Source organism: Vibrio sp. 99-8-1 (assembly GCF_013114595.1).
Classification (GTDB): Bacteria; Pseudomonadota; Gammaproteobacteria; order Enterobacterales; family Vibrionaceae; genus Vibrio.
This window is the reverse complement of the sequence record NZ_VTXE01000026.1, coordinates 46,206-58,115: the sequence shown is the minus strand read 5'-3', so window position 1 is coordinate 58,115 and position 11,910 is coordinate 46,206. Positions and strand designations below refer to the sequence as shown.

Below are 11,910 nucleotides of genomic sequence, written 5' to 3'. Positions count from 1 at the left end.
ATTTAGCAACTGGCTACTGTTCGATTAAATTTCTGATCCATTTGCGACTTTTTAGGCGCTTGGTGGCGGTAAAACATTTCACGACTTCTTCCAACAGGAACATAGCGTAAACCCACTCCGGGCTAAGACCTAAATAAATAGCAGAAAAAGCTGCAATTGGAATGCCGATGAACCACTGAGTAATCATATCTTGGTAAAGACAAAATTTAACATCACCTCCGGCTCTCAGAACCCCGACGACCAACGTCAGCGGGATAGAACGAATCACCATCGCGCCACACAACACCAATATAAACTTATCGGCTAGTTGACGAGTCTCTTCCGTTAATGCACTGAACGAGTCAAGAATAGGAACCTGAACAAAATAGAGTACCACGCCAACACCTATGCCAATTGCGATACTAATAAATAACAAGCCAACAGACTGGTAATAGACGGCTTGATAGTTTTTAGCACCGATCTGGTTACCAGTTAATACAGCAGCAGCGGTAGAGGTACCGATAAGTAAACTCAACGCGATCGAGTCTACCGGAGTCATAACTGATAATGCCGCCAGTCCCTGCACCCCTGTCTGTCCCATAATGGCATGATAGGCAAACATACCTGCCGCCCACATAAAGAAGTTACAAGTGGTAGGCAATGACAAACGCAAGAATCTTGAAACATTATTTCCTCGTAGTGCCGCCAGCAGATCTGACATTCTAAATGCCAGTAGATGGTTTTTGGAATAGAGATAAGAATATAAGCAGAGTATCTCTATAGCACCACTTAACACTGTTGCGATGGCAGCCCCTTTGATCCCCATTGCTGGCATACCAAGGTGACCAAATATCAATACCCAGTTCAAGAAGACGTTAGAAAGTATGCCGATACCACTGAAAAAAGTACTTACTCCAGGTTTGTGCATCGCTCTTAAACCAACGGCCATACTACTCACACAAGCAACCGCAAACATACTTAGCGACGTGATCACTATGTATTCGCTACCCAATCTATTAACTTCAGCAGAGTCTGTAGCAAGCCCCATAACTTGACTAGGGAAGAGCATAAATAGTGTCACGGTTAATAACGCAAAACCGTTAGCAATAATCCAAGTTAACGCGGTACTCTCTCTAACCCCTTCTTTATTGCCTGCTCCCCAATATTGTGCAGTGAGCAGCGCGCCTCCGGTATTAACCCCAACCAGCATAATAGTGGTCACGAACATCGCACGGCTGGCCACACCAACAGCGGCAATATCAGCTTCTCCTAACTGTCCCAGCATCAAGACATCCACCAAACCACGGCTGGAAAACATGATATTCTGCAATGCAATAGGCATGGCAATGGCGAACAGACGACGTAAAAAATCACCTTTTGTATACTTAAGAACTAGTGATAAGGTGTTGTTCATTAAAACCTCAATGCAGATAAAATCGTGATATAAACTTTATGAGTTAAAGTTTACAAAAAGTGGCAACGGAGTGAGTGGCTATTCTACTCTCAATACGCATCAATCACCATAAAAAGGATTTGTTATCAATATGGATAAAAAGCGGATATTAGTATTAGGTGCTTCTGGTTATGTTGGTTCTCAGTTAGTACCTCTTTTACTTCAACTCGGCCATCAGGTTACGGCAGCTTCACGAAATATTGATTACCTTACCGCCCGAGTCGAAGCTCATCAAAATCTACAAATCCGTTATTTAGATCTCGTCGATAAAAATGAGACCGTAGAAGTGGTTAAAAACCATGATTTGGTATTTTTTCTAGTACACGGAATGGCTCACGGTCATGACTTTTTAGATTATGAATTATCTCTTGCCATTAACTTCAAAGACGCGCTTATCCAAAGTACAGTCAAGCATGTAGTCTATTTAAGTGCCATACAACCTCAAACTGGTAACTCAGACCATTTGTTAGCACGAAAAAAGACCGGCGAAATCATTCGCCAAGCAGAGGTTCCTGTTACAGAGCTCAGAGCCGGAGTTATTATTGGGCCGGGCTCTGCTGCTTTTGAAATTATGAAAGATTTCACCTATAACCTGCCCATATTAATTGCCCCCAAGTGGGTTGATTCCAAAGCCAACCCTATTGCATTAGAAAATTTAAATTTCTATTTATTAGCACAGCTAGATGAGTCACCAGACGGTCATCTTTACTATGAAGTCGGCGGTCCTGATGTCCTCACTTACCGAGAGCAGTTTGCGGTCATTTGTGAAGCCATCAAACGACCACTTCGATTATGGTCCACTTCACTGTTAACCCCCAAAATGGCCTCTTATTGGTTAGGATTGGTCACCTCTGTCCCTTCAAATATTGGTCGAGCACTATTGGCAGGATTAGAGCATGACTACATTGCAGATTCTCAAGAGATTCGCAAAAAATATCCCCAACCACTGGTTCGTTATCGAGATGCGGTATTAGCAGCAGTAGAAGCAGAAGGTGAATGTATCCGCAATAATATTTGGGGATTTGATCCAGCAGCCTTAAAACGCTGGCAGGCAGGGTATGGCTATTACGCAAAAAACGCAGGTTCAACATTGCGTACACAACAAAGTTCTGAAGATCTATGGAAAATTGTCGAGAAAATAGGCAGTAAGCAAGAGGGGTACTTTTTCGCGAATAGTTTGTGGCGTACTCGAGAATGGCTGGATCTATTTGTCGGCGGTGGCGCTCCTAAGCGAAGAAGTCCTGCGGGTCCTGAACTAAAAGTTGGAGATCATATCGACTCATGGAAAGTGATTCGTTGCGAGAAGAATCGCTTTGTCTCTTTGCTGTTTGGCATGAAAGCTCCGGGATTAGGTAGGCTGGAGTGCAGTATCACCGATCATGGTGATTATAGAGAGCTTGATGTGCGAGCATGGTGGCACCCGAAAGGGTTTAGAGGTTTGCTATATTGGTTTGCTATGATGCCTGCACACCTATTTATTTTTCAAGGCATGGTAAAAGCCATTGATAAAAAAAGCAGCATGCTATACTCAAGTGACCTCAAGAAGTAGGATTCAGAGCAACACCTTGAGATCACTTAAGTATAACTAGATCAAAATAACGTTGTTTCTATTTAATCCGTTTTATTTTTCGCGGTAAAAGAGAGCACATTATCCTTGGTTGTCTCACTGCTACTAAGCAAACTCTGTTTGAAGCGACCCAGTTGTTTCATCAACTCTTTATAGAGTAAAACATTGACGTGGTTTGCATTTTTTCCCTTACTAATTAGGCGATCGATATGACTCTGTTGGGCGCGAAGTCGTGGTTGATTATCAGTATGGGAAGAAGCGATAAGGTCATCGCATAGGGACTGTTTTAACTGATCAAACCTGTCGGGATTTTCCCTTGCTAGATTCACCAGTTCATCAAAACTAGGTAGCTTAGTCTTGCTATCATCGTCTAATGTGCCCATAAACTCACTCGCTAATAGTATTTAAATCAAACACTATTAAACTCGGAAAAACAGTGGCACTACGACAGCATTTTACATTAAATTAAAACGTAAAATGTCTTAGTTTCATCAAATAGCCTTTATTGCACATACTTATATACTGATTCTTGCCGTAGAATGACTATGCGTTCAAATCAGTGCCTTGATCAGCAGCCAATAAATTCTCGCTGAACAAGCACCTTGAGGTCACTTGAGTATAATGTTATGAAATAAAGGCTATTTAATGTTGTTACGGTTAACTATGCTTAAATAACATTGTTTCCGTTACATTCGATTCGATTGACTAAAACTCAATGGAATTTCCGCTAACTGGTTGCCCATATTGCTAGGGAAAACAAGGTACTCACCATGATATTTTACTTTCGATTTATACTTGGTTCGCTTATGCAGTAGAAAACCCGCATTAGTCGCTTGTTCAATAAACTCTGCATGATTTCCTCTCACGTAGAAACTCATGGGTTTCACTAATTCAGAGCCTCCTTCAAAACAGTCATCACACTGATTGGCACACAAGACGAGAGAGTTATCTCCATCGGTAAATACCTGAAACTTATCGGTGACGGGATCCTCTGTGCAGTAACTCCAACCCAGCTGATACATATGTTCTAAAAAGGCATCAATTTGCGAATCCAAAATTGGTTTCGGCTCGACATCAACAGGCATATGTTTAGCGTAAAATTTCGATATATTTTCAAAAGTAAATATCAACTCAGATTGAGTCCCTTTACTACGTCCTGCCTTCTGCCAACGCTTTAAGTCATCAAGCACACAACGGTCAAAAGTTTGAGCTTTGAGCATTTTACTGACCCAACGAACCATATAATGAGTATTACTAATAGGCGCATTTATCAATTTGCCTTTGCTATGCTGTTCACCAACATCTTTTAACGCAGTATTAACCAGATTTTGTATTTCAATATAATAAGATGTCATTACGCTTTTTTTCCTAAAAACCAATACATAGCCGCGGAACAAACCGCACACAGAGTCATAACCAAAATCATCGGCCAGGCACTATTTCCACTTGGCAGCATCGCAACCACAACACCAATAATAGATCCTGTACCGAAACGAAGTGTTCCTGCCAAAGATGACGCCGTACCCGCCATACTAGGATAGTTAGTAAGCAGCAGTGCCATAGAGTTACTACCAATCGTTGACATAGTTCCAATGTACAGCATAACAAATGGCACAATGCCCCATAAACCAATATCCGCCAACCAACCAAAAAACAGGGCGATGCCAGCTATAAGCTGAATACTAATGCCAAAGGCTAACATCCATTTCGAACCCATTTTCTTAACGATACGACCATTCAGGCTGGTCATTAACGTTAAGCAGATAATATTTAAACCAAAAAGGTAACCAAAGTCTGAAGGGTTAACTCCATATATATCGATATAGACAAATGACCCTGCGGTTAAGAAGGCAAACATCCCCGCAAAAGAGAATGCTCCAGAAAAGATCAATCCCATAGCGACGGGGTTGGTACATAACCGCATATAGTTTTGCATCGTGGTCTTAAACCGTAGCGGCTGTCGCTTCTCTACGGCGAGTGTTTCGGGGATCTTCCACATAACTGCAGCAATAACCACACCAGACACAAAAGTGAGCACCCAAAAGATAGAACGCCAACCAAACCACTCTGCTAAATGTCCTCCCAGCATAGGCGCAATAAGAGGAGCAACCATCATCACCAAAGTGATAAAAGACATGGTTCTGGCAAAGTCTTCTTTATCAAACATGTCTCTAACGACAGCTTGAATAATCACCGCAGCGGCAGCACCAGAAAAACCTTGGGCGGCGCGGATATACTTCAGCGATTCAATATCGCTGGATACCGCACATAAGATTGAACCAATCGCAAACAAAAATATACCAGCCAGCAGTATTGGCCGGCGACCATAGCTATCAGAAAGCGGTCCATGCAGTAGCTGCCCAATGGCAAAACCGGCAGTATATGTGGTAAGGGTGATCTGCACAGCCCCGGCTTCAACGCCCAACTCTTTAGCAATACTTGGCATTGCCGGTAAATACATGTCTATGGCCAGTGGTGTTAACGCACCAATAGCGCCTAAAATAATAAACATTAGCAAGCTAAGCTGTGTGGATTGACTCTGAGTCATATGCCCCCTGAATAGTCGGTATTGGAAATATATAAAGTATAAGGTTTACTTAATATGTTAATATGTTTTCACTCACTTGTCATAAAAGAATCAGCGCCAAATCGAATTAACTTCATCTTCAGACAAATAGCGATACTCTCCAGGTTCTAACTCATGATCCAATTCAATGCTACCGATTTGTTCTCGATGCAGTGCTTCAACCTTATTACCTAACGCCGCAAACATTCGCTTAACTTGATGATACTTGCCTTCGGTAATGGTTAATAACACTTGGTGTGAATCGATAATCTCAAGTTGAGCGGGCAACGTCGCTTCACGCTCATTTCTTAGCTCAATACCTGCTTGGAACTGCTGCACATAGTCATCTTCAACGGCGTCCACAAGCCATACCCGATATCGTTTCTCGCACTTGTGTTTTGGCGATGTGATCTTATGTGACCATTTACCATCGTCTGTGATCAACACTAAGCCCGTGGTATCTACATCTAGGCGGCCCGCGAAGTGCAGTTTGTCCATATTCACTTCATCAAGCAATACAAAGGCAGTATGATTAAAGCCATCTTCATGAGAGCAGACATAACCTTGTGGTTTATACAGCATAATGTATCGAGGCCCGTGCCTGTTAATTTCTCTACCTTGCCACTCCACACAACTCTCTTCTGTCACTTTAAAAGCACCGCTCTTCTGTACTTTTTCGTTGACCGTGATGTCACCACTTTTAATGATTTTTGTCGCTTCTTTGCGCGTAGCGCCTAATGCGTCACACAAAAATTTATCTAACCGCATGAATACCTCTTTTCAGTTAAGTGGTTTATTATAAGCGTCTTATTAAAAATAGTTGAGCTATTTCACACTTTTAATGCCTATGTACACACTTCGTCCTTATCAAGCCGACTCGGTAAAAGCGGTTATTCACTATTTTCGTAAGCAATCTACCCCTGCCGTTATCGTCTTACCAACGGGTGCAGGTAAAAGCTTAGTGATCGCTGAACTTGCTCGTCTGGCTAAAGGCAAAGTTTTGGTGCTCGCCCACGTCAAAGAATTGGTAGAGCAGAACCACGAGAAATACCAAGGGTATGGTTTAAAAGGCGCGATATTTTCAGCGGGACTTGGTAGAAAAGAGACCGATCAACAAGTGGTGTTTGCTTCTGTCCAATCGGTCGTTCGTAATCTAGAGCATTTCTCTCAACAGTTTTCTTTGCTAGTCATTGATGAATGCCATCGTGTTCCTGATGATAAAAAAAGCAGTTATCAACGAGTCATAAGTCATTTAACTGAACAGAACCCAGAAATTAAGATCTTGGGATTAACCGCGACGCCATATCGATTAGGAATGGGCTGGATATATCAGTACCACACGCGAGGCCAAGTTCGCAGTGAAGAAGCTCGTTTTTTCCGAGATTGCATATTCGAGCTCCCTATTCGTTATCTACTGGATGAAGGTTTTTTAACCCCCGCCAAGCTGATTGATGCCCCGGTACTTAGTTACGATTTCTCTCAGCTTGTGCCCGCCAATACCGGACGCTATAAAGAGTCTGACTTAGATTTAGTAATTGAGAACTCCAAACGAGCCACACCACAAATTGTGCAGCAGATTATCTCCCATGGAGAAAATCGACAAGGCATCATGATTTTCGCAGCGACTGTCCGTCATGCTCAGGAGATCCTCTCCCTACTGCCGCAACCGCACTCTGCACTCGTCATTGGCGATACACCTAGCCCTGAACGTTCAGACATCATTGAGAGATTTAAGAATCGGCAGATCAAATATCTCGTTAACGTCTCTGTTCTAACCACCGGATTTGATGCACCTCATGTGGATTTAATCGCCATTTTAAGGCCAACAGAATCCATTAGCCTTTACCAACAAATCGTCGGAAGAGGCTTACGACTGTCAGAAGGAAAAACAGAGTGCTTAGTGTTAGATTACGCGGGTAATAGCTATGACCTTTATCAACCTGAAGTTGGCAACCCTAAACCAGACAGCGATAGTGACATTGTCACCATTCCCTGCCCCGCTTGTGGTTTCAATAACAACTTTTGGGGTAAGTTAGACAACAACGGTTTTCTCATTGAACATTACGGCCGTCGCTGTCAGGGATACTTCGAAGAAGAGAACGGCGAACGAACGCATTGTGGTTATCGCTTTAGAGCCAAGTATTGTCCCGATTGTGGTGCAGATAATGATATCGCCGCTCGTATATGCCACGAATGCGATGCCACCCTTGTCGATGCTGATAAAAAACTACGTGAAGCACTTAACCTCAAGGATGCCCTTGTTTTTGAATGTCGAGACATGCAACTCTCGACTCACAAAGGCCCTTCTGGGAATAATCAACTCAAAGTCAGCTATATTGGAGATGATCACGTTCAGGTGCATCAATTTTGGTCTCTCACCACCAAAGCGCAGAAAAAAGCCTTTTTTGCTCAGTTTGTACGACCATTCCTAGCGGATCACCACCGTCCTTTCCATGACAGTTCACCAAGCAAAGTGGTGCAAAATCAGCACCGATTTAGATTGCCGCAATTTGTGATAGCACGAAAATCCGGACGATTTTGGAAGCTCAGGGATATTGTTTTCGCCGATGAGCTGTCACAATAATTCGCATCTCAGTGAGCAACAAAGCAAATTATGCCTCCACATTCAGCTTTTGTTCATGTTTTCTGTAGTATTGTAATCAAATGTGTAACCACGAATAATGTGAATTAAATGAAAGTTCTAATTGTTGAAGATGACATTACTTTAGCCAAGCAACTGGGTCACTCTCTTGAGCAAGAGGGTTGGACCACAGAAAATGCAATGGATGGTATTGATGCTCTCTATCGTGCTACCTCAGAATCCTGGGACGCCATTGTGTTGGATCTCGGCCTTCCTAAGCTTAACGGCATTGCGGTTTTAAAAGGCATAAGAGACGAAGGGATAACGGTTCCTATCGTTATATTAAGTGCCAGAGACACACTAACTCAACGTATTGAGGGTCTCAATGAAGGGGCAGATGATTATTTAATAAAACCATTTGAAATGCCGGAACTAATTGCTCGACTGCAAGTACAAATTCGACGTCAATCAGGAACCGCTTCTCCCGTCATTCGAGCAGGTCTTCTCTCTCTTGATACCGTTAGCTCCAAAATATCATTGAACGGAACCGTTCTTATTCTTACCGCATTAGAATACAAGGTCCTTTCGTACTTTATCCGCAATAAAGACAAAGTCATTTCACGAACCGAGTTAGTAGAACACATTTACAAACAAGATTTTGATCGAGATTCAAATACCATTGAGGTTTTTATCGGCCGTTTACGTAAGAAACTGGGTTCAGAACGAATTAAAACGGTACGGGGTTTAGGATACCAATTAAATGCAGAGTAAATTGAACGCCTGTAAACAGTATCTCAGCAATCTGTTTGCTCATTTTAGTATACGAAATCGACTCATATTAGTAACAGGATTATGGTTAAGCTTGATGGTATCTATCGCAGGCATCGTTATTCCTTTGCTAATTAATTATCAACTTGAGCAAAATGCAAAAAGTGAACTCGAATTTACTCAAGATGAGTTATACAAACTGTTAAAGCAGAACAAGTTACCAACTACCGATCACTTTATTATCTCTAACTCCAAACTGTATGAGAACAAACAGAGCCGATTTTGGCAGATAGAAACCGACGACAACACCTTTAAATCTCCCTCTTTAGGAGATAAAGACCTAACCGATAAATTTGAGGATAAATATCACGAAATTATCCAAGTTTCTGATAAGTACAAAATCGATGGTTTAGGTAAAGTGAAAATCAAGGTTGCTTTAGATAACGACGAAATAGAAGAGAGCGTTGTTTTACTAACTGGAGTACTGTGGTTTATTCTCGGTTTGCTATTTGTTGGCGTACTGGTGCTGGTTGCTTTTCAGCTCACATGGTCGCTACAGCCCCTGACGAAATTACAACAAGCACTGATCAAACTAAAACTTGGGGAAGTTAACCGAATTGACGGTAACTACCCTAAAGAGATCGAGCCATTGGCCAGCAGCTTGAATGACCTTCTTTTTCATTATCAAGAGTTATTAAAAAGAGCACGAAACCATACAGGCAATATGGCTCACGCCCTTAAAACCCCTCTCACTGTACTCAAAAACCAGATAAAGCATTACCCAGAAGAAGAGCAACAACCTCTGCTTGTGCCCGTTAATAATATTCAGCATTACATCGATTATCACCTCAGCCGAGCTCGTCTCGCGGGTTCTAGTTCTATTCTTTCGGTTAAATCGTCTCCTGCAGAAAGAATCGAAGCCATCAATATCGCTTTTGATAAAGTCTACGCCCATAGAGAAATACTGATGATCAATGAAATTGATGACGATATAGTGGTGAATGTTGATACAAATGACTTGGATGAAATGCTTGGAAACCTGCTAGAGAATAGCTACAAATGGGCCAAATCGACAATTCGTATCTATAGCGAAAGCTATTCTGAACATCGATTACAATTGATTATCGAAGATGATGGCTGTGGCATTAGCGAACAACAGTTCAAACATGCCTTACAGCGAGGGGCGCGATTGGATGAGAAAGTAACAGGAAGTGGCCTTGGTTTAAATATTGTGCAAGACATTGTTGAGAGCTATCAAGGCTCTATACAGCTTGACCACGCCTCTTTGGGTGGCCTAAAAGTGATATTAACTCTGCCTTGTTAGCTATCAAACTCAATTTATATCACATCGATCTCATCTTAACTTAGAGTAAGACACTAGGGTCTGTTGATCTTCTAATACAGATTATATTCAATCGGAAAGAGGTTTGAGGAGAGCAGCATAGTTTTCTATATGCGACTCAGTACGGCAACTGTAGATGAACTGAAGATTAACAATCCTATCAGGCTTGGTTAAGTCCTTTCCGTTTAATCTATCCCTACACTACAAGTTGAAAGGATGTTGCCATGATTAAGCCTATTAGTATCGTTATTATTACATTGAATGAAGAAAAGAACATTGGTCGTTTGTTAGAGGACATAACCCAACAAACAAATCAACATTTTGAGGTGGTTCTGGTTGATTCAAATAGTGAAGATAACACTATTGAAATTGCAAAATCGTATCAAGAGCGTTTACCCAAGCTGACTATTCATAAAATGACCAAACGAGGCGCCAGTTTAGGTCGCAATCAAGGTGCATTAATTGCTAAACATCAACGACTGCTATTTTTGGATGCTGATGTGCGTCTATCTGAGAGCTTTTTGGAAAAAGCAGATCAGAACTTAGAAAAAACAGGATTAGAGGTAGCGGGTGTTTATATGAACGCAGAAGGTCTGCCAATGTTGCATAAACTTGGCTACGGACTGTTTAATTTAGGCTTCTTTGCGACTCAATACGTTTTCCCTACCGCTGTAGGTGCATGTATTTTCTCGTCAAAACGAATTCATAAAGCAATTGGTGGCTTTGATGAGTCCATTTATTTATGTGAAGACTGCGACTATGTAAAGCGTGCAAGCAAAACCTGGCGTTTTCGTTTTCTACCCATGACGTTCCGTTTTGATTCAAGAAGACTTGATCAAGATGGCGTATTTAAAACGGGATTCACCTACCTAAGAGCAAATGCCCACCGCATTTTTAAAGGTGAACTAAAAGATAGTCAGATAAAGTATGAATTTGGTCACTATAGCCAGTCATAGCAAGTAACCTGAGATAAAAAAGCCAGTGGCTAAAACTGAACTGACCCCCAATAGTTGGACACCAATTATTGGGGTCTTTTTATGCCCAAATACGGCCGAGCGTTGAAATGCTCAATTGCTAAACAATATTTACAAGGTGAGGGCTCGATTTCAGGCTTGAGCAATATAGTCGCAAAGCGAGTAACAACAAGCCTAGCTGCGTGTTTTTTATCTAGATTATTGGTGATTCTATTGCTCTTAACAACGTAGAATGATAGTATCCGCGCTCGCTTAGCGGTAACAACCAATTACCTTAAGCGTTGAGCACTGCCAGCAAGGTCGCTATGTCGGCAGTCATCTTTAACTATTTTACTAATTTGAGAGTAAATACTATGAAATTTGAAGCAGTAGTACGTACTGAACTAGGTAAGGGTGCGAGCCGCCGCCTACGTCACGCTGGCCAATTCCCAGCAATCGTTTATGGTGGTGAAGCAGCACCAGTATCTATCGCGTTGAAACACAGCGATGTGATCAACCAAATGGATAAGCCAGAATTCTACGAAGCAATCACTCTAGTGATCGACGGCGCAGAAGTTAAGGTTAAGCCACAAGATGTTCAACGTCACGCATTTAAGCCAAAAGTTGAGCACATGGACTTTATCCGCGTTTAATTCTCTACCAAGAATTAACAACGATAATTCCATACTTTTTGCTTAGAA

The 11,910-nt window shown here is 41.9% G+C and carries 11 protein-coding genes; 6 read left to right on the top strand and 5 right to left on the bottom strand.

The window, feature by feature from the left end:
- Positions 1–13: 13 nt before the first annotated feature.
- Positions 14–1,393 (bottom strand): MATE family efflux transporter, encoded by a 1,380-nt coding sequence (locus F0227_RS14825; RefSeq protein WP_171754009.1) that lies wholly within the window; start codon positions 1,391–1,393, stop codon positions 14–16.
- A gap of 130 nt (positions 1,394–1,523) precedes the next feature.
- On the opposite strand from F0227_RS14825, the gene F0227_RS14820 reads away from it, so the two are divergent.
- The gene (locus tag F0227_RS14820) at positions 1,524–2,981 is read left to right on the top strand and encodes a DUF2867 domain-containing protein (protein WP_171754008.1); all 1,458 of its coding nucleotides are present in this window, start codon (positions 1,524–1,526) and stop codon (positions 2,979–2,981) included.
- Between the two features lie 62 nt (positions 2,982–3,043).
- Here F0227_RS14820 and F0227_RS14815 read toward each other — a convergent pair whose 3' ends face one another.
- From F0227_RS14815 to rsuA, 4 genes are all read right to left on the bottom strand, one after another.
- The gene (locus F0227_RS14815; protein WP_171754007.1) at positions 3,044–3,382 is read right to left on the bottom strand and encodes a DUF3135 domain-containing protein; all 339 of its coding nucleotides are present in this window, start codon (positions 3,380–3,382) and stop codon (positions 3,044–3,046) included.
- 303 nt (positions 3,383–3,685) lie between these two features.
- Positions 3,686–4,354, bottom strand: coding sequence for a DUF2913 family protein (locus F0227_RS14810; RefSeq protein ID WP_171754006.1), 669 nt, complete (start codon positions 4,352–4,354; stop codon positions 3,686–3,688).
- Entirely contained in the window at positions 4,354–5,547 is a 1,194-nt protein-coding gene (locus tag F0227_RS14805; RefSeq protein WP_171754004.1) for a Bcr/CflA family multidrug efflux MFS transporter, read from the bottom strand. Before F0227_RS14805 ends, F0227_RS14810 begins: the two co-directional genes overlap by 1 nt.
- A 90-nt stretch (positions 5,548–5,637) precedes the next feature.
- Positions 5,638–6,333, bottom strand: coding sequence for a 16S rRNA pseudouridine(516) synthase RsuA (gene rsuA, locus F0227_RS14800; RefSeq protein WP_171754003.1), 696 nt, complete (start codon positions 6,331–6,333; stop codon positions 5,638–5,640).
- Between the two features lie 79 nt (positions 6,334–6,412).
- On the opposite strand from rsuA, the gene F0227_RS14795 reads away from it, so the two are divergent.
- The 5 genes from F0227_RS14795 to rplY all read left to right on the top strand — a co-directional run bounded on the left by F0227_RS14795 (position 6,413) and on the right by rplY (position 11,862).
- A complete protein-coding gene (locus F0227_RS14795) occupies positions 6,413–8,149 on the top strand; it encodes a DEAD/DEAH box helicase (protein ID WP_171754035.1) in 1,737 nt (578 codons plus the stop codon).
- A gap of 108 nt (positions 8,150–8,257) precedes the next feature.
- The gene (locus F0227_RS14790; RefSeq protein ID WP_171754001.1) at positions 8,258–8,917 is read left to right on the top strand and encodes a response regulator transcription factor; all 660 of its coding nucleotides are present in this window, start codon (positions 8,258–8,260) and stop codon (positions 8,915–8,917) included.
- Positions 8,907–10,238 (top strand): sensor histidine kinase, encoded by a 1,332-nt coding sequence (locus F0227_RS14785; RefSeq protein WP_171753999.1) that lies wholly within the window; start codon positions 8,907–8,909, stop codon positions 10,236–10,238. Before F0227_RS14790 ends, F0227_RS14785 begins: the two co-directional genes overlap by 11 nt.
- Before the next feature lie 245 nt (positions 10,239–10,483).
- Entirely contained in the window at positions 10,484–11,212 is a 729-nt protein-coding gene (locus F0227_RS14780; protein ID WP_171754034.1) for a glycosyltransferase, read from the top strand.
- Between the two features lie 371 nt (positions 11,213–11,583).
- Positions 11,584–11,862: a 50S ribosomal protein L25 gene (rplY, locus tag F0227_RS14775; RefSeq protein ID WP_171753998.1), complete on the top strand. Its 279-nt coding sequence runs from the start codon at positions 11,584–11,586 to the stop codon at positions 11,860–11,862.
- The last annotated feature ends 48 nt before the right edge of the window (positions 11,863–11,910 follow it).